The organism is Streptomyces sp. NBC_00454 (assembly GCF_041434015.1).
Lineage (GTDB): Bacteria > Actinomycetota > Actinomycetes > Streptomycetales > Streptomycetaceae > Streptomyces.
Genome location: NZ_CP107907.1, coordinates 6,098,392 through 6,115,336, shown reverse-complemented (window position 1 = coordinate 6,115,336; position 16,945 = coordinate 6,098,392). Strand labels below are relative to the sequence as shown.

Genomic DNA, 16,945 nt, shown 5'->3' with positions numbered 1-16,945 from the left:
GGCGAAAGTTCCCCCATACGACCTAATGACCGGCCGTACGGGGGCTCTTCCTTGACGCCGTCAGAGCCGCGGGTCCACCGGCTCCGACTCCAGCGCGAGGACGGCGAAGACCGCCTCGTGGACCCGCCACAGCGGCTCCTCGGCCGCCAGCCGGTCCAGGGACTCCAGCCCGAGCGCGTACTCGCGCAGGGCGAGCGAGCGCTTGTGCCCGAGGTGGCGCTGGCGCAGCCGCTCCAGGTGGTCCGGACGCGTGTACTCGGGACCGTAGATGATCCGCAGGTACTCGCGGCCGCGGACCTTCACCCCCGGCTGCACGAGGCGGCCCTTGCCGTCCTTGGCGTACGCCTGGAGCGGCTTGACCACCATGCCCTCGCCGCCGGCGGCCGTCAGCTCCAGCCACCAGTCGGTGCCCGCCCGTACGGACGCCTCGTCCGCCGGGTCCACCAGGATCCGGCCGGTGCGGCGCAGCAGGCCGGTGCCGGAGGCCTCGTCGGCGACGACGAGGCGGTCCAGCCAGAACAGCTGCTCGTCGTGGGGTACGGCCGCCAGCGAGCGCCCGGCCGCCGCCAGCAGCTGGAACGGGGCGAACCGCACGCCGTCCAGCCCGTCGGTGGTCCAGCAGTAGCGCCGGTAGGCGTCGGTGAACTTCGCCGCGTCGGCGGCCCGCCCGCGCTGGCGCTCCAGGAGCTCCCCGGTGTCGACGCCCCGCCCGGCGGCGGCCGCCAGGGCGGCCAGCGCCTCGGGGAAGACGGCGCCGGAGGCCGCGCCCACGGCGGCGTACTGGCTGCGCAGCAGTCCGCCGGACTTCAGCGACCAGGGCAGCAGTTCGCCGTCGACGAGCAGCCAGTCAGTGTCGAGTTCCTCCCAGAGCCCGGCGTCGGTGACGGCCGCGCGGAGCCGGGCGAGGATCTCCTCGGTGACCTCCGGGTCCTTGAAGAAGGGCCGTCCGGTGCGGGTGTAGACGGACCCGGTGGGGCCGTCGACACCGAATCGCTCGCGGGCCGCGTCGGCGTCCTTGCAGATCAGCACGGTGGCCCGGGAGCCCATGTGCTTCTCCTCGCAGACGACCTGGGCGATGCCGTCCTTGCGGTACTGCGCGAAGGCCTCGGCCGGGTGCTCCAGGTACCCCTCCTCGGAGGAGGTGGCCGTCGGCGCCATGGTCGGCGGGAGGTACGGGACCAGGCGCGGGTCCACGGCGAAGCGGCTCATCACCTCCAGGGCGGCGGCCGCGTTCTCCTCGCGCACGTTGACGTTGCCCAGGTGCCGGGTCTCGACGATCCGGCGGCCGTGGACGTCGGCCAGGTCGAGCGGGCGGACGCCCCGTGACGAATCCAATGCAGCACCGCCCGGCACCTCGGTGACGAGCGGCTTGACCGGCTCGTACCAGACCTTCTCGGCCGGTACGTCGACCAGTTCGCGCTCGGGCCAGCGCAGGGCGGTCATCTTGCCGCCGAACACGGCTCCGGTGTCGAGGCAGATGGTGTTGTTGATCCAGCTGGTGTCCGGGACCGGGGTGTGGCCGTAGACGACCACGGCCTTGCCCCGGTAGTCCTCGGCCCACGGGTAGCGCACGGGCAGGCCGAACTCGTCGGTCTCGCCGGTGGTCTCCCCGTAGAGGGCGTGCGAGCGCACCCGGCCGGAGGTGCGGCCGTGGTACTTCTCGGGCAGACCGGCGTGGCAGACCACCAGCTTGCCGCCGTCGAGCACGTAGTGGCTGACGAGGCCCTGGATGAAGGTGCGGACCTCCCGCACGAACTCCTCCGGCTCGTGGCTCAGCTGCTCGATGGTCTCGGCGAGCCCGTGGGTCTGCTGGACCTTGGAGCCCTTGAGGTAACGGGCGAGCTTGTTCTCGTGGTTCCCGGGCACGCACAGGGCGCTGCCGGCCCCGACCATGCCCATCACGCGGCGCAGCACGCCGGGGCTGTCCGGGCCCCGGTCGACGAGGTCGCCGACGAAGACGGCGGTGCGGCCCTCGGGGTGGGCGCGGTGGTCGCCGTCCCGGTAGCCGAGCTTGTCGAGCAGGGTCTCCAGCTCGGAGGCGCAGCCGTGGATGTCGCCGATGATGTCGAAGGGACCGGTGAGGTGGGTGAGGTCGTTGAAGCGCTTCTCGAGCACCACCTCGGCCGACTCGGCCTCCTCGGGCGTGCGCAGCACGTGCACCTTGCGGAAGCCCTCGCGCTCCAGCCCTCGCAGCGAGCGCCGCAGGTCGCGGCGGTGGCGCTGGATGACGGCCCGGGGCAACTTGGCCCGCTCGGGGCGGGCCGCGTTGCGCTCGGCGCAGACCTCCTCGGGCATGTCGAGGACGATCGCGATGGGCAGGACGTCGTACTCGCGGGCGAGCTGGACCAGCTGCCGGCGGGACTCGGCCTGGACGCTGGTGGCGTCGATCACGGTGAGCCGGCCCGCGGCGAGGCGCTTGCCGGCGATGTAGTGCAGGACCTCGAAGGCGTCCTTGCTGGCGCTCTGGTCGTTCTCGTCGTCGGCGACGAGCCCCCGGCAGTAGTCGGAGGAGATGACCTCGGTGGCCTTGAAGTGCTTGCGGGCGAAGGTGGACTTGCCCGATCCGGTGGCCCCGATCAGCACGACGAGGGACAGGTCGGTGACGGGAAGTACGCGCTTGCGGTCGGTGCGGGTGCCGGTCTCGGTCCCGGTCTCGGTCTCGGTCTCGGTCTCGGTGGTCATGCTGCCTCGCCCTCCTTCGGGGTATCGGTGGCGGCGGTGGCGGTGGCGGCCGTGTCGACGATGTCGGCGTCGGTGAGCTGGGTGAAGACGGCCATCTGGGTCGGCGGCCCGACCTCCGGGTCCTCGTCCCCCACGGGCACGTACGCGACGGCGTAGCCGTGCCGGGCGGCGACCTGGCCCGCCCAGGAGCGGAACTCCTCGCGGGTCCACTCGAAGCGGTGGTCGCCGTGCCGGACGTGCCCGGCGGGCAGGGACTCCCAGCGGACGTTGTACTCGACGTTCGGGGTGGTCACCAGGACCGTCCGCGGGCGGGCCGAGCCGAAGACCGCGTACTCCAGGGCGGGCAGCCGCTCCAGGTCCAGGTGCTCGATGACCTCGCTGAGCACGGCCGCGTCGTAGCCGGCGAGCCGCTTGTCCGTGTACGCGAGCGAGCCCTGCATCAGGCGCACGCGGGAGCTCTGCCGCTCCCCCATCCGCTCCAGCCGCAGCCGCTTCGCGGCGACGTTCAGCGCCCGGACGGACACGTCCACACCGACGATCTCGGTGTACGCCGGGTCCTTGAGCAGGGCCTGCACCAGCTGGCCCTGTCCGCAGCCCAGGTCGAGGACGCGGGCCGCGCCGACGGCCCGGAGCACGGCCAGGATCGCGTCGCGGCGCTTCACCGCGAGCGGCACCGGCCGCTCCTCCGTATCGCGGGACTCGTCCACGGCGTTGTCGAGCTCCTCGACCTCGCTGCCGTCGGCCTCTGCGAGGCGGACCAGCTCCAGGCGCTCCAGGGCGTCCTGGGTCAGCCGCTTGTGACGGGCGAGGTAGCGGGAGGTGATCAGCCCGCTCTCCGGGTGCTCGGCCAGCCAGCCCTCTCCGGCGCGCATCAGCTTGTCCACCTCGTCGGCGGCGATCCAGTAGTGCTTGGCGTCGTCCAGCACGGGCAGCAGGACGTACAGCCCGCGCAGGGCGTCGGCCAGGCGCAGCTCGCCCTCCAGGACGAGGCGCACGTACCGGGAGTCGCCCCACTCCGGGAACGTCTCGTCGAGCGGTACGGGCGTCACCTCCACGGAGTCCCAACCCAGCGGGGCGAACAGCCGGCGCACCAGGTCCGGCCCGCCGCGTGCGGGCAGCGCCGGGATCTCCACGCGCAGCGGGCGGACCTCGTCGGGCAGCTCGGGGCGGTGGACGCACTCGCCCTTGAGCGCGGTGCGGAACACCCCGCTGAGCGCCACGGCCAGCAGGGACGAAGCGGCGTAGGGCCGGTCGTTGACGTACTGCGCGAGCGCCGCGTCGGGCGTACCGCCCCGGCCCTTGCCCTGGCCGCGCCGCACGAGTGCGACGGGGTCCACCTCCAGGAGCAGGCCCGCCGTGCACCGCTCGGCCGTGGCTTCGGGGTAGAAGACGTGGGCGGTGCCGTGGGAGGTGGAGAACGCCTGCACCTTCCCGGGATGCTTGTGCAGCAGGAAGCCCAGGTCGGTGGCGGGTCGTTCGGGGGAACCGGTGGTGGAGATCGTCAGGAACACGTGATCGATTGTTCCTGGTCAGGACGGGCGGGCGCGCCCCATTTTCCACCGGCCCGTTTCCCCTCGGGCCCGGGGACGCCTACCGTCGAAGCATGAGCGGCATCGTCGTCGTGTACGAGCTCGACCAGCGGGTCGCGGGGTCCGTCCTGCGGGTGCACGCCGCACCCACCGCCCCGGGAGCCGGCCCCGAGCGCGGCCCCAGGACCATGTGCGGCAAGGACACCTTCGCGATGGAGACGGCCACCTGGAACCCGTCCGAGCACCCGGACTCCTGGTGCCCGCCGGACCACGCGGACCTGGCGTGCCCGGCCTGCCAGGCCGTGATGGGCGAGGACTAGAGGCGAGGACTCGAGGCGAGGACTCGAGGCGAGGACTAGAGAAGACCGGCCAGCTCCGCGATGCGGGCCGGGCCGACGCGGCAGCAGCCGCCGATGAGGCGGGCTCCGGCGCGCTGCCAGGCTTCCACGGGCCAGGGCGCCGGCGCGGGCGGGGAGCGCCAGGTCCCGGTGGCGGGCTCCCAGACCGAGCCGTCGTTGGGGTAGGCCAGCAGCGGCTTGGCGGTGACGGACGCCGCCGCTTCGAGGGCCGGCAGCACATCGGCGGGGTCGCAGCAGTTGACCCCGACCGCGATGACCTGCGGGGATCCGGCGGCCAGGGCGAAGGCTCCGGCCAGCGGCCCGCCGGCCCGGGTCCGGCCGCCGGCCACCGTGTAGCTCAGCCAGGCGCGGGCTCCCGTCTCCGCGAGGACGCCGAGCAGGGCCTCGGCCTCCGTCTCGTCCGGGATCGTCTCCAGGGCCAGTACGTCGGGCCCGGCGGCGAGCAGCGCCTCGATCCTGGGGCGGTGGAAGGCCGCCAGCTCCCGCACGCTCAGCCCGTACCGGCCCCGGTACTCGGAGCCGTCCGCCAGCACCGCCCCGTACGGGCCCACGGACGCGGCGACCCACACCTCGTGGTCCGCCGCCCGGGCCGCGGCGTCGGCGAGGCGCACACTGCGCCGCAGCAGGGCGCTCGTGCGCGCCCGGCCGTAGCCGTGCCGGGCGAAGGGCTCGTAGCCCACCTGGTAGCTCGCGGTGATCAGCACCCCGGCGCCGGCCCGCGCGTACGCGGTGTGCGCGGCCGTCACCTGGTCCGGCCGCTCGGCGAGCACCCGGCCCGTCCAGAGCCCGCCGGACAGGTCGCAGCCCTGGTCGGCGAGCTGATTGCTCAGCCCGCCGTCCAGGAGCAGGGCCGCGGCGCCGGGGCCGCGGCCGGTCAGGGCCTCGGCCAGCGGTCCGGACGCCCGGGGCACGGTTCTCCCGCCTCCGTCAGCCGAGCTGGGACAGGACCTGGGCCGAGATCAGCTCCAGGTGGTCCAGGTCGTCGAGGTCGAGCAGCTGGAGGTAGAGGCGGGAGGAGCCGACGGCCCCGTACTCGCCGATCCGCTGCACCACCTCGGCCGGGGAGCCCGCCAGGCCGTTGGCCTTGAGCTCGTCCACGTCCCGGCCGATGGCGGCGGCCCGCCGGGCCACCTCGGCGTCGTCCTTGCCCACGCACACGACGAGTGCGTTGGAGTAGACGAGGTCGTCGGGCTTGCGTCCGGCCTCCTCGGCGGCCGCCCGGACCCGGCCGAACTGCCGCTCGCTGTCCGGGATCGAGGCGAAGGGCATGTTGAACTCGTCCGCGTACTGCGCGGCGAGGCGCGGCGTGCGCTTCGCGCCGTGGCCGCCGATCAGGACGGGGATCTTGGCCTGGGCGGGCTTGGGCAGCGCCGGGGAGTTCTCCACCTGGTAGTGGGTGCCCGCGTAGTCGAAGGAGGCGCCGACCTCGGTGGCCCACAGGCCGGTGACGATCGCCAGCTGCTCCTCCAGCCGGGCCAGGCGCTCCGCCGGGAAGGGGATGCCGTACGCCTTGTGCTCCTCCTCGAACCAGCCCGCGCCCAGACCCAGTTCGACGCGGCCGCCGGACATCTGGTCGACCTGGGCGACCTGGATGGCGAGCACGCCGGGCAGCCGGAAGGTACCGGCCGTCATCAGCGTGCCCAGCCTGATCCGCTTGGTCTCGCGGGCCAGGCCGGCGAGGGTGATCCAGGCGTCCGTGGGGCCGGGCAGGCCGTCGGCCGATCCCATGCGCAAGTAGTGGTCGGAGCGGAAGAACGCGTCGAAGCCCAGGTCCTCGGTGGCCTTGGCGACGCTCAGGAGGGTGTCGTAGCTCGCGCCCTGCTGGGGCTCTGTGAAGATACGGAGATCCATGCCCCCATCCTGCCCCTTCGACCCCGGCCGGGTGAATCTGAGCCGGGCGGGCGGCCCGCCGCCGCCCCCGCCAGTGACCAGCCCGGACGGGGATCGTTTGCTCGGACGGAGCCGGACCGCCCGGCCCGCGCGCCGGCGGCCTTCGCCGGTGCGTCCACCGCCCCCTTCCGCCCCGGAAGGGCCAGGGCCGAGGAGGCCGCCATGTCCCAGGAGTCGGAGCCGGATCCCCACCGACAGGCCGGTCAGGCCGGACAGACCGAGCAGACCGGGCAGGCAGCACACGACCACGCACGTCAGGAGCCCGCGGTACCCGCCCAGGGTGGCGCGCCGAAGGGCCTGCTGCAGCAGATGGAAGAGCTGATGGCGGCGCTGAACGCCGACCTCTCGCAGCTCGACGCCGACCTCCAGTCCTCCACGGACCGCGCGCCGCAGAGCGAGCAGCGTCCGTCCTCCTGGTCGTACTGACCGCACGGGTCCCGCCGCACGCGGCGGGACCCCACCTCGGCGCCCGGGCCCGGCGTCAAGGCTCAGCGCCCAGCGCCCGGTTTCAGTACCCGGGCTCAGGCCACCCCGGACGCGGAGCCGCGCTCGCGCACGGTCATCCGGCGCAGGATCGCCCGTACCCGGTCGCTCGATTCGTCGGCCGCGTCTATCGACTCTATGCACTGCCAGTACAGACCTTCGTCGTCCGTACCGCAGGCCACCCCGACCAGCGCTATGCCCACTTCGCCCAGGAGCGCCTGGAGCCCGAGCAGCGCCTGTCGCGCATCCGTCACTTCGGTCAACTGCGCTGCCCGCGGCGGAAGATCGGGCGCATAGCCCTCTCCGCGCAATGCCGCCCGGTCGAGCACCCCGCAGCCTCTGCCCCCCGCTTCGCCCAGCCCCCGTGCCTCCGATCTCAGCTCCGGCGGCCCGGTGACCGCCAGCCAGCTCCCTATCCCCTGCGCGAGCGCCTGTGCCTGCCAGGCCTCGCCCACGATGTCCCACGCAGCCCCGCTCTGTGCCAGCGCGTGCCGGCCGGCTGCGATGAGCCGTACCGCATCCATATGCCGTCCCCCGTCCGCACGACATCCGCCGTTCTCACCACTACCCAGAGTGAGGGCAACGGGCGCGTAAAGCCAGGGGTATTCGGAAATTGTGGACACAAACATGGTTGTGAATAACGCCATCACTCCGAAGAGTGACGGTCCGCCGTCGGAGTGCCCTCGACCGGGAAGCGCAGCTCGTTCCGCTCGATCTTCGCGGCGAGCGCATCCAGCACATCAACCCCGAGAACCTCACAGAACTGCAGCAGATAGGCAAGCACATCGGCCACCTCATCGGCCACCCTGTGCGCGCTTTCCGGCGTTTCCATGACCCTTGCCGACTGTTCCGGCGTCAGCCACTGGAAGATCTCGACCAGTTCGGACGCCTCCACGCTCAGCGCCACCGCCAGGTTCTTGGGCGTGTGGTACGGCTCCCACCCGCGCGCCGCCGCGAACTCGGCGAGCCGGCGCTGGAGTCGGCCCAGCCGCTCGCCGTCCCCTTCACCGCCCTGCTTCCTGCTCTGCTCCTCGTTCATGCCCCAAGGTCTACCACCGAGACGCCTTCCATCCCCCGGGCGGCCTCCGCGCAGGCCTCGCCGGCCGAGGCCGCCAGGCGGACCTGGCCGCGCCCGCACGCCAGTACCGCCAGCCGCAGCAGTTCGGCGGTCTGGCGGCGGTCCAGGTCCCGGTCGAACCCGTCGGCGAGGACCGTCATGGTCTGGCGCGCGGACAGCAGTTCGGCGGGCTGGTCCATGTCCAGCACCCCCGGCCCGGTCAGCAGGACCAGCGCGAGGGCGAGGAAGCGCAGTTCGCCCGCGCCGAGCCGGGCCAGTTCGGTCGCGGGCCGGTCGGGGCCCCGGTCGAGCAGGCCGGTGACCGGGCCGCCCTCAGGAGCCCGCACGTCCAGCCCCGCCACCCACCCCGCGCACCCGCCACGGGCGGCTTCGGTCAGCAGCCCGTAGCGGGTGCCGCACTCCAGGCGGGTCCGGCGCAGCACGTCGGCCAGGTTGCCGCAGTCCCCCAGCAGCCGGCCCTCCCCCGGCCCGGCCGGTTCCCGCATCCGCTCCGGGCGGGGGTCGCAGGGGAACACCGAGCGCAGCGCGACCACCACTTGCTCGGCGGCGGCGAGCACCCGCCGCTGTCCGTCCGTGGCTCCGGCCACGCGCAGCGGGAGCAGGGCGGTGCCGAGCCGGTCGTCGGGCAGCGGGGCCCTGGTGACCCCGGTGGCCCCACCGGTCAGCCAGGCCGCCTGGACGGACCGTCGCCCGGGATCGCGCAGGGCGGTGCTGAGCAGGATCTGCCCGTCCACCGAGAGCCGTTCGCCGACGATCCGCAGCGCGGGCTCCGCCTGTACGGCGAGGTCGAGCCGGACCGGCCCGGCGGGTCCGTCGACGGTGCAGCCGATCCGGAACCCCCGGCGCTGCTCGGCGTCGGGCACCGCCAGGTCCGGGATCCGGGCGCGCGGTTCGGGGAACACCTCGTCCAGCGTGGCCCCGGCTCCGAGCGCGGCCAGCGCCGCGTAGGCCTCCAGGGCCTGTGTTTTGCCGCTGCCGCTGGGCCCGGCGAAGAGGGTGACGGGCCCCAGCGCGAACCGGGCCCCGCGGTGCGCCCCGTAGGCGGACAGCCGTAATTCGGTGACCGCTGGCCTCAGGTGCGGCCCGGCGGAGGCACGAGAGGCGCGGGAGCCACCGGAGGCGGCAGGCGCGCCGGAGGCGGCAGGCGCGCCGGAGGCGGCAGGCGCACCGGAAGCACCGAAGGCTTCAGGGGCGACGGGAGCGGGAGCGGGAGCGGGAGCGGCCGGAGGCGGGGTCATGCGCGGGACGGTACGGCCCGCCGGGCCCCCCATGGGTCCGGTGAACCGTTCCGCCCGCGGGACCTTCCTACGATCGGGGGACGGCCGCGGCCGCGATCCCCTCCACCTCGGTCCCGACGGGCGCCAGCAGGAAGACGTTCCGGTCGACCCGGTGCATCCCGCTGCCCAGCCCGAAGACCACGCCGCTGCTGAAGTCCAGGATCCGCTTGGCCACTTCGCTGTCCGCGCCCGTGAGGTCCAGGAGCACCGGGATCTGCGCGATCAGGTACTCCGCCACCTCCCGCGCGTCCGCGAAGACCTGGACCCGGATCACCACGAAGCGCCGCTGCTCCGCCGCGGACGCTCCCGGCGCCGTGGGGATCGTGCGGTGGTCCACCCGGGAGGGCCACTCGTTGCGACTGCGCAGGGGTACCACCTGCGCGAGCCCCTCCCACTGTTCGTCGGTGACGTCGTACCTGCTCACCAGGCCGCCTCGGCCTTGCGCTTCATGTGCATCCCCCCATCCTCTCGTGTTTCACCCGTTCAGCCCAACACCGACACGAGGCACCCGGCCGGCCTTCGTGGACTACCCCGCACCCTCCGGATAAGTTAGGTTAGGCATGCCTAAGTAAGACGCCCAGGCAAGCAGCGCACCGCCACTCGGGACGACGGAGAGATCCTCATGCACCTGCCCATGCCCACCGACGCCGAGCGAGTCCGGTCCATCCTGACCGCCGCCCACTCCATGACCGTCGTCACCGACGGGCAGCGCACGGAGATCCGCCACCTGGACGGCACCGACCCCCTCGGACGGCTGCACCTGCACCCCGCCGAACCGGGCGGCCACGCCGAGCACCGGCCCGCGATCCGCATGGAGTTCACCGACATCGCGCCCACCCCCGTACGGGACCGCGTGCGGGCCCGCGTCACCCTGCTCGGGCACCTCCTGACCCCGTACGCGGACGAGGGCGCCGACTCCACCTGCGTGGAATTCGGCCGGGCCGTCCTCGAGACCTCCGACTGCGTCCGCTCGTACGTGGGCCTCGAAGAGCTGGACGCGGCCCGCCCCGACCCGCTCGCCCCGTACGAAGCCGGCATGCTCACCCACCTCGTCGACGACCACGCCGAACTCGTCACCCTCCTCCTGCGCCTGGTCCGGCCCCAGGACGGGCCCCCGGCCCCGTCCGCCGTCCTGCGCGCCCTGCCCGTCGCGATGGACCGCTACGGCATCACCCTGCGACTGGAGGAGCGGCGCGGCCACCGCGACGTGCGGCTCCCCTTCCCCTCCCCGCTCGACGACGTGGAGCAGTCCGGGGCGCAGATCCAGGCCCTGTTCAGCGCGGCCCGCCGCCGCTCCCACCGCAACACGCTGCCCGCCTGAGCGCCCCCTCGCCCAGACGGCGAAATTCTGAAAAGGGGTGCCAAAGCCCGGAATACGCCTTCGGCCCCTCCCCGTTGGGGAAGATCATGAAGGCAATCGCATACAGCGCATACGGAACCTCCGACCTCCTCGAACTCATCGACGCCCCGGCGCCCAAGGTCGGGCCGGGCGAGGTCCTCGTCCGCGTCAAGGCCGCCGGAGTGAACCCGGTGGACTGGAAGCTCGCCGCCGGTTACGGCGACCCCCTCTTCGAAGTCCGTTACCCGGTCATACCCGGATGGGACGTGGCCGGAGTCGTCGAGGCGGTCGGCCCCGACACCTTCGAATACGCGGTCGGCGACGAGGTCTTCGGCTACGTGCGCAAGGAGTGGCTGGAGCTGGGCACCTACGCCGAGCTGGTCGCCGCCCCCGTCCGCACCCTCGCCCGCAAGCCGCGCGGGCTGACCTTCGAGCAGGCCGCCGGCGTCCCGCTGGCCGGCCTCACCGCCCACCAGTCGCTCACCCGCGCGGGGGTCCGGTCCGGCGAGACCGTCCTCATCCACTCCGCCGCCGGCGGCACCGGCTCCTTCGGCGTGCAGATCGCCGTCGCGCTCGGCCTGCGCGTCATCGGCACGGCCGGCGAACACAACCACGCCTACCTGCGCTCGCTGGGCGCGGAGCCGGTCCTGTACGGCGAGGGCCTGGCCGACCGGGTCCGCGCGCTGGCCCCCGAAGGCGTGGACGCCGCCCTCGACTTCTTCGGGGACGGGGTGATCGCGACCCTCCAGTCGCTGGTCAAGGAGCGCCACCGGGTGGTCTCCATCGCCGACCCCCAGGCGGCCGCGCAGGGCGCTCACCAGCTGTGGGTCCGCCCGGACACCGCCGACCTGACCTTCCTGGCCGAGCTCGCGGACCGGGGCGCCCTCACGGTCAACGTGGAGCACGCGCTGCCGCTCGCCGAGGCTTCCAAGGCCTGGGAACTGAGTGCGGCGGGCCGCACCCGCGGCAAGATCGTCCTGACCGTCTGAGGCCCGCGCCCGTACCCGCCCCCCATCACGCGCGTGCCGCCGGAGCGGTTCGCTCCGGCGGCACGCGCCCCTTCCTCCCTTCCCCCTCAGGACGTGATCGGCGGCGCCGCCCCCCGGTCCCCCACCGGGCCGAGGGACGGGCCGACCGCACGCAGGGATCCCGGTGTGCGCCCCTCGCCCCAGCCGATCTCGCGCCGGTAGCTGCCGAGCAGGCCGCGGCCGACGAGCCCGGCCTCGTCCCGTACGGCCGGGTCCTCGGGGAGCGGCCGGGTCAGCGGGGACACGAACAGCGCGTCCACCGGGCAGTTGGCCTCGCACAGGAAGCAGGTCTGACAGTCCTGCTGCCGCGCCAGCACGGGGATCCCGTCCGGCCCGCGCTCGAACACGTCCGTCGGGCACACCTCCACGCACTTGTCGCAGGCGATGCACCGCTCGGCCGAGACCAGTTCGATCACACCGCCACCCCCCTGCGGCCGGCCGCCGCCGGGACCGTACGCGTCCACACCCGGTCGAGTCCCCCGGTCACGATCCGGTGGTGCTGCGCCGGGTCCTCCTGCGGATGGTCGAGCCGGCGGGCCATGCCGCGGCTCTCGGTGCGGGCCAGCGCGGAGGCGTACATCCAGCGGGCGTGCGCCGTCATGGCGGCGGCCTGCCGGGCCTTGACCAGGCCGGCGCCCTCGCCGCGCAGGGAGCCGCGCAGCTGCGCCCACGCCCCGTCGAGCGTGGCGAGGGATGCGGCGAGGACATCGCCGTGGCGCAGGTAGTTCTTGTCGTACGGCAGCACCTCGTCCTGGACGAGCCGTACGAGTCCTACGAGTTCTCCGCTGTCCCCGTGTCCGTGGACGGACCCGGTGCCCCCCGTCGGGCGGAGCCCCGCCCCGCCCGCCCCGGTGACCGGCCGGCAGGCGGCCCGCCCCGAGGCGAGGGAGCGGGAGAACCGGGCCGCCCCGGCCCCCGCCCAACTGCCCGAGGACATCGCCCAGGCGGCGTTGTGACTGCCGCCTCCGGTGAATCCCCCACAGATCTCCTCGCGGGTGGCCGCGTCCCCGGCGGCGTACAGCCCCGGGACCGCGGTGGCGCAGTCGTCCCCGGTGATCCGGATCCCGCCGGTGCCGCGCACGGTCCCCTCGGCCAGCAGCGTGACGGCGAAGCGGTCGGTGAACGGGTTGATGCCGAGCCGGTCGAAGGTGAGGAAGAAGTTCGGCTGCGCGCGCCGCATGGCGGCCTGGGCGCCGGCGTCGGCCCGGTCCAAGCGGGCGTGCACCTTGCCTCCGTCGAGGAGCGCGCGGGCGATGACGGAGCGGCCGCCGAGGCTGGCGGCTCCCTCCAGGAGGCTGCCGTCCTCCCGGTAGAAGGTGGCGAAGGTGTAGAAGGCCGTCTTGGTCACGGACGTGCCCTCGGGGGCGATCCCGTAGGAGTTCGAGAACTCCATCCCGGACAGCTCGGCCCCGGCTTCGGCGGCCAGGAGCGCCCCGTCCCCGGTGTTGGTGTTGGTGCCGAGCGCGCCGCTGAGGAAGGCGCAGCCGCCGGTGGCGATCACCACGGCCCCGGCCAGCACCCGGTAGTGCTCGCGGGCCTGGCGCCGGTAGCCGGCGGCTCCCGCGACGGCTCCGTCCGCGTCGGTCAGCAGCTCGGTGACCGGGCTGTGGTCGAGGATCCGGACCCCGGCGCGGCGGATCCGGATGCGCATGCGGCGCATGTACTCCGGGCCCTGGAGGCCGCCCAGCAGCGGCTGGCCGTCGGGACCGGCCGGGAAGGGGTAGCGGACCTCGGTGGCCAGCTCGTTCATCCGGTCGTACGTCTCGTCGAGGACCCGGGACATCCAGCGCCGGTCCGCCAGGTACCCGCCGAGCCCCTCCCGGCTGGCCATCGCGGCCTCACGGGCGGCGGGCTCGGGCGGGACGTACCAGACGCCGGTGCCGCCGGCGGCGGTCGCTCCGCTGGTGCCGCAGTACCCCTTGTCGGCGAGGACCACCGAGGCCCCGGCCCGGGCCGCCTTGAGGGCGGCCCAGGTGGCGGCGGGTCCGCCGCCCACGACGAGCACGTCGGCGAGGTGCTCGGTGGGGCGGTCGGCGGCGCGCTCGCTCACGCGCCGCCTCCGGCCGCCGCCGCTGCCGCCGTCGCGTAACGGTTGGCGGGGCGGGCCAGCCCGTAGTTCTCGCGCAGGGTCGCGCCGGTGTACTCGGTGCGGAAGAGGCCGCGCCGCTGGAGGATCGGCACGACGTGGTCGACGAAGTCGGTGAGGCCGGTGGGCAGCACGGGCGCCATGATGTTGAACCCGTCGGCGGCCCCTTGCGTGAACCACTCCTCCAGCTGGTCGGCGATCTGCTCGGGCGTCCCGGCGAAGACCCGGTGGCCGCGGCCGGCGCCGAGCCGGGCGATCAGCTCGCGCAGGGTCAGGCCGTCGCGGCGGGCGAGTTCGGCGACGAGCGTGAACCGGCTCTTGTTGCCGTTGACGTCCCGCTCCTCGGGAAGCTCGGGCAGTCCGCCGTCGAGGGGCAGCCCGGTGAGGTCCACGTTCAGCATGTTGGAGAGCTGCGCGAGGCCGTACTCCGGGACCTGGAGGTCGGTGAGCTGCTGCTCCAGGGCCTTCGCCTCGGCCTCGGTGGAGCCGATGACGGGGGCGATGCCGGGCAGGACGAGCAACTGGTCCTCGGAACGGCCGTACTTGGCCAGGCGGGACTTGAGGTCCTTGTAGAAGGTCTGGCCGTCGGCGAGGGTCTGCTGGGCGGTGAAGACGGCCTCTGCGTACTGGGCGGCGAACTCCTTGCCGTCCTCCGAGGACCCGGCCTGGACGAGGAGCGGGTGGCCCTGCGGGGAGCGGGGCACGTTGAGCGGGCCGGCGACGCCGAAGTGCTCTCCGCGGTGCGCGGCGGGGTGGAGCTTGTCGGTGTCGGCGTAGATGCCGGCTTCCTTGTCCAGGACGATCGCGTCGTCCTCCCAGCTGTCCCAGAGCTTGGTGGCCACGTCGAGGAACTCGCGGGCCCGCTCGTAGCGGACGCTGTGCTCCAGGTGCTCGTCCCGGTTGAAGTTGCGGGCCTCGTCGACGCTGCCGGAGGTGACGATGTTCCAGCCGGCGCGGCCGCCGCTGATGTGGTCGAGGGAGGCGAACTTCCTGGCGGTGTTGAAGGGTTCGTTGAAGGTGGTGGAGACGGTGGCGATGAGCCCGATGTGCTCGGTGACGGCGGCGATCGCGGAGAGCAGCGTGAGCGGCTCGAACCCGCCGACGGCGTTGTAGCGGGCCTTGCCCCAGAGGGCGACCCCGTCGGCGAAGAAGATCGAGTCGAGCCGCCCGCGCTCGGCGGTGCGGGCCAGTTCCTGGAAGTATCGAAGGTCGGTGACGCGCTCGGGGCTGCTGTCCGGGTGGCGCCAGGCGGCGTCGTGGTGTCCGGCGTTCATGAGGAAGGCGTTGAGGTGGAGGGTCCGGGGTGCAGTCATTTTCTTGGTCCTCGGTGAAGTCGTCAGTCGTCAGTCGTAAGGGTTCGGCGGGCGGATCGAGCCGCGGTTCGGCGGCCGGATCGGGCTGCGGGTCAGCACGGGCCGCCGGTCAGGACGGAACCCGCCAGAGGCTCAGGCGGCGTTCCACCGCGACGAGGAGCTGGTTGAAGGCCAAGCCGATCGCGGAGATCGTGACGATGCCGGCGTACATCTGCGGGATCGCGAAGTTGAACTGCGAGGCGTTGATCAGGTAGCCGAGCCCGGCCTTGGCGCCGATCATCTCGGCGGCCACCAGGACCAGGATGGACACCGCCCCGGCCAGCCGGATCCCGGTGAAGATGGCGGGCACCGACGCGGGCAGGATCACCTTCTGGAACAGCCTGGGCGTGGACAGGTCCATCGACCGCGCCAGTCTCACGAGCGTCGGATCGGCGTTGCCGACGGCGCTGATGGTGTTCAGCAGGATCGGCCAGACGCAGGCGTACACGACGATCGAGATCTTCGAGGTCTCCCCGATGCCCAGCAGCAGCACGAACACCGGCAGCAGCGCCAGCGCCGCCGTGTTGCGGAAGACCTCCAGCAGCGGTCCGAGCAGCAGGGCCACCGGCCGGTACCAGCCGATCAGCAGCCCGAGCGGGACCGCGACCGCCACAGCGATGCCGAAGCCGCCGAACGAGCGGACCAGGCTGGCCTGGGTGTGCTCGGCGAGCTGTCCGTCGCCGAGCAGCTCCCACCAGGCCTTGGCGACCTCGCTGACCGGCGGCAGGAACGTGGCGTCGACCAGTCCCAGCCGGGGCGCCGCCTCCCACACCGCGAGCAGGGCGAGGATCGCCGCCGAGCGCAGTGCCACGGCTCGCAGCGCGTGCAGGACGCGCAGGGCCGGGGCGGGGATCGAAGTCGGCGCCGACGCCGAAGACCGGGTCGGGCCCTCGGTCTTGGGGGGCGCAGGGCTTCGTACGGCCGTTTCCGTATTTTCTGTTGCCGCGTCATTTTCTGATACCGCGTCCGCCGGTGCTTGCGCGGTCGTCTCCACCACGGTGCTGCTCATACGGTGGCCTCCTCCTTCTCCAGTTGCTGGGCGCGGGCCACCTCGTCGTGGAGCAGGGTCCAGATCTCGTGGCGGTAGCGGGCGAACTCCGGGCTGGATCGCAGGTCTTCGCCGGTCGCTCCGGCGGACCGGTCGCCGAAGGACACCGGGACGACCTCCTTGACCCGTCCGGGGCGGGAGGTGATGACGGCCACCCGCTGCCCGAGGTAGACGGCTTCCTCGATGCCGTGCGTGATGAACACGACCGTCTTGCCGGTGCTCTGCCAGATGCGGCGCAGCTCGTCCTGGAGGGACTCGCGGGTCTGCGCGTCGAGCGCGGCGAAGGGTTCGTCCATCAGCAGGACGTCCGGGTCGTACGCGAGGGAGCGCGCGATGGCGACCCGCTGGCGCATGCCTCCGGACAGCTCGTGCGGGTGGCGGTCCTCGAAGCCGGTGAGCCCGACGAGGTCCAGGAACTCACGGGCCCGTGCGGTTCGTTGACGGCGCGGGACGCCGGTGGCCTCCAGGCCGAATTCGATGTTCCCGAGCGCGGTGCGCCAGGGCAGCAGCGCGTACTGCTGGAAGACGATGCCCCGGTCCAGCCCCGGCCCGGTGACCGGCTTGCCGTCGAGCAGGATCCGGCCGGTCGTGGGGCGGGTCAGGCCGCCCAGCAGGTCGAGGAGGGTGGACTTGCCGCAGCCGCTGGGGCCGACGACGACCACGAACTCCCCCGCCTCGATCTCCAGGTCGATGCCGTCGAGGGCGGTGAACTCCCCCTTGTCCCTGCGGCCCTTCTTGTCCTTCGTCGGGAAGGTCTTCGTCACGGAGTCGAACACGATCTTCGCCATGGCGTG

The 16,945-nt window shown here is 73.2% G+C and carries 17 protein-coding genes; 4 read left to right on the top strand and 13 right to left on the bottom strand.

Annotation, left to right across the window (positions count from 1 at the left end):
- Nucleotides 1-60 precede the first annotated feature (60 nt).
- Both OHU74_RS28115 and OHU74_RS28110 read right to left on the bottom strand, forming a co-directional pair.
- On the bottom strand, nucleotides 61-2,682 hold the full coding sequence (locus OHU74_RS28115; RefSeq protein ID WP_371618444.1) for a polynucleotide kinase-phosphatase: 2,622 nt from the start codon (nucleotides 2,680-2,682) through the stop codon (nucleotides 61-63).
- Complete coding sequence (locus OHU74_RS28110) at nucleotides 2,679-4,193, bottom strand: 3' terminal RNA ribose 2'-O-methyltransferase Hen1 (RefSeq protein WP_371618443.1); 1,515 nt, start codon at nucleotides 4,191-4,193, stop codon at nucleotides 2,679-2,681. Before OHU74_RS28110 ends, OHU74_RS28115 begins: the two co-directional genes overlap by 4 nt.
- A 92-nt stretch (nucleotides 4,194-4,285) precedes the next feature.
- Between OHU74_RS28110 and OHU74_RS28105 the strand changes: the two genes are divergently transcribed.
- Nucleotides 4,286-4,531, top strand: coding sequence for a hypothetical protein (locus OHU74_RS28105; RefSeq protein WP_371618442.1), 246 nt, complete (start codon nucleotides 4,286-4,288; stop codon nucleotides 4,529-4,531).
- A gap of 35 nt (nucleotides 4,532-4,566) precedes the next feature.
- Here the strand turns inward: OHU74_RS28105 and mmuM are convergent, their stop codons facing one another.
- Together mmuM and OHU74_RS28095 are read right to left on the bottom strand one after the other, a co-directional pair.
- Nucleotides 4,567-5,481: a homocysteine S-methyltransferase gene (gene mmuM, locus OHU74_RS28100; RefSeq protein WP_371618441.1), complete on the bottom strand. Its 915-nt coding sequence runs from the start codon at nucleotides 5,479-5,481 to the stop codon at nucleotides 4,567-4,569.
- Nucleotides 5,482-5,497: 16 nt separating this feature from the next.
- Entirely contained in the window at nucleotides 5,498-6,421 is a 924-nt protein-coding gene (locus tag OHU74_RS28095; RefSeq protein WP_371618440.1) for an LLM class F420-dependent oxidoreductase, read from the bottom strand.
- 201 nt (nucleotides 6,422-6,622) lie between these two features.
- Between OHU74_RS28095 and OHU74_RS28090 the strand changes: the two genes are divergently transcribed.
- On the top strand, nucleotides 6,623-6,886 hold the full coding sequence (locus OHU74_RS28090) for a hypothetical protein (protein ID WP_371619898.1): 264 nt from the start codon (nucleotides 6,623-6,625) through the stop codon (nucleotides 6,884-6,886).
- A 95-nt stretch (nucleotides 6,887-6,981) separates the two neighbouring features.
- Here OHU74_RS28090 and OHU74_RS28085 read toward each other — a convergent pair whose 3' ends face one another.
- From OHU74_RS28085 to OHU74_RS28070, 4 genes are all read right to left on the bottom strand, one after another.
- Nucleotides 6,982-7,467: a DUF6099 family protein gene (locus OHU74_RS28085; protein ID WP_330299103.1), complete on the bottom strand. Its 486-nt coding sequence runs from the start codon at nucleotides 7,465-7,467 to the stop codon at nucleotides 6,982-6,984.
- Nucleotides 7,468-7,589: 122 nt separating this feature from the next.
- Complete coding sequence (locus OHU74_RS28080) at nucleotides 7,590-7,982, bottom strand: nucleotide pyrophosphohydrolase (protein WP_371618439.1); 393 nt, start codon at nucleotides 7,980-7,982, stop codon at nucleotides 7,590-7,592.
- A complete protein-coding gene (locus tag OHU74_RS28075) occupies nucleotides 7,979-9,259 on the bottom strand; it encodes an ATP-binding protein (protein ID WP_371618438.1) in 1,281 nt (426 codons plus the stop codon). The genes OHU74_RS28080 and OHU74_RS28075 overlap by 4 nt, the downstream gene beginning before the upstream one ends.
- Nucleotides 9,260-9,326: 67 nt before the next feature.
- Complete coding sequence (locus OHU74_RS28070; RefSeq protein WP_053691438.1) at nucleotides 9,327-9,722, bottom strand: cell division protein SepF; 396 nt, start codon at nucleotides 9,720-9,722, stop codon at nucleotides 9,327-9,329.
- Between the two features lie 198 nt (nucleotides 9,723-9,920).
- Between OHU74_RS28070 and OHU74_RS28065 the strand changes: the two genes are divergently transcribed.
- Nucleotides 9,921-10,619: a DUF2470 domain-containing protein gene (locus OHU74_RS28065; RefSeq protein ID WP_371618437.1), complete on the top strand. Its 699-nt coding sequence runs from the start codon at nucleotides 9,921-9,923 to the stop codon at nucleotides 10,617-10,619.
- Between the two features lie 86 nt (nucleotides 10,620-10,705).
- Complete coding sequence (locus OHU74_RS28060) at nucleotides 10,706-11,626, top strand: NADP-dependent oxidoreductase (RefSeq protein ID WP_371618436.1); 921 nt, start codon at nucleotides 10,706-10,708, stop codon at nucleotides 11,624-11,626.
- 86 nt (nucleotides 11,627-11,712) lie between these two features.
- On the opposite strand, the gene OHU74_RS28055 is transcribed toward OHU74_RS28060, so the two are convergent.
- The 5 genes from OHU74_RS28055 to OHU74_RS28035 form a co-directional block, all read right to left on the bottom strand.
- Nucleotides 11,713-12,081: a 4Fe-4S binding protein gene (locus tag OHU74_RS28055; protein ID WP_371618435.1), complete on the bottom strand. Its 369-nt coding sequence runs from the start codon at nucleotides 12,079-12,081 to the stop codon at nucleotides 11,713-11,715.
- Nucleotides 12,078-13,715: an FAD-dependent oxidoreductase gene (locus tag OHU74_RS28050; protein ID WP_371618434.1), complete on the bottom strand. Its 1,638-nt coding sequence runs from the start codon at nucleotides 13,713-13,715 to the stop codon at nucleotides 12,078-12,080. Before OHU74_RS28050 ends, OHU74_RS28055 begins: the two co-directional genes overlap by 4 nt.
- Nucleotides 13,712-15,064: an LLM class flavin-dependent oxidoreductase gene (locus tag OHU74_RS28045; protein WP_371618433.1), complete on the bottom strand. Its 1,353-nt coding sequence runs from the start codon at nucleotides 15,062-15,064 to the stop codon at nucleotides 13,712-13,714. The genes OHU74_RS28050 and OHU74_RS28045 overlap by 4 nt, the downstream gene beginning before the upstream one ends.
- Before the next feature lie 109 nt (nucleotides 15,065-15,173).
- On the bottom strand, nucleotides 15,174-16,112 hold the full coding sequence (locus tag OHU74_RS28040; protein ID WP_371618432.1) for an ABC transporter permease: 939 nt from the start codon (nucleotides 16,110-16,112) through the stop codon (nucleotides 15,174-15,176).
- On the bottom strand, nucleotides 16,109-16,939 hold the full coding sequence (locus tag OHU74_RS28035) for an ABC transporter ATP-binding protein (protein WP_330299095.1): 831 nt from the start codon (nucleotides 16,937-16,939) through the stop codon (nucleotides 16,109-16,111). The genes OHU74_RS28040 and OHU74_RS28035 overlap by 4 nt, the downstream gene beginning before the upstream one ends.
- Between the last annotated feature and the right edge of the window lie 6 nt (nucleotides 16,940-16,945).

Coding starts and splice junctions, on each gene's coding strand:
- OHU74_RS28075 (WP_371618438.1), bottom strand. CDS start 9,259: ATGACCCCGCCTCCGGCCGCTCCCGCTCCCGCTCCCGCTCCCGTCGCC.
- OHU74_RS28090 (WP_371619898.1), top strand. CDS start 6,623: ATGTCCCAGGAGTCGGAGCCGGATCCCCACCGACAGGCCGGTCAGGCC.
- OHU74_RS28045 (WP_371618433.1), bottom strand. CDS start 15,064: ATGACTGCACCCCGGACCCTCCACCTCAACGCCTTCCTCATGAACGCC.
- OHU74_RS28060 (WP_371618436.1), top strand. CDS start 10,706: ATGAAGGCAATCGCATACAGCGCATACGGAACCTCCGACCTCCTCGAA.
- OHU74_RS28095 (WP_371618440.1), bottom strand. CDS start 6,421: ATGGATCTCCGTATCTTCACAGAGCCCCAGCAGGGCGCGAGCTACGAC.
- OHU74_RS28065 (WP_371618437.1), top strand. CDS start 9,921: ATGCACCTGCCCATGCCCACCGACGCCGAGCGAGTCCGGTCCATCCTG.
- OHU74_RS28080 (WP_371618439.1), bottom strand. CDS start 7,982: ATGAACGAGGAGCAGAGCAGGAAGCAGGGCGGTGAAGGGGACGGCGAG.
- OHU74_RS28035 (WP_330299095.1), bottom strand. CDS start 16,939: ATGGCGAAGATCGTGTTCGACTCCGTGACGAAGACCTTCCCGACGAAG.
- OHU74_RS28040 (WP_371618432.1), bottom strand. CDS start 16,112: ATGAGCAGCACCGTGGTGGAGACGACCGCGCAAGCACCGGCGGACGCG.
- OHU74_RS28115 (WP_371618444.1), bottom strand. CDS start 2,682: ATGACCACCGAGACCGAGACCGAGACCGAGACCGGGACCGAGACCGGC.
- OHU74_RS28105 (WP_371618442.1), top strand. CDS start 4,286: ATGAGCGGCATCGTCGTCGTGTACGAGCTCGACCAGCGGGTCGCGGGG.
- OHU74_RS28085 (WP_330299103.1), bottom strand. CDS start 7,467: ATGGATGCGGTACGGCTCATCGCAGCCGGCCGGCACGCGCTGGCACAG.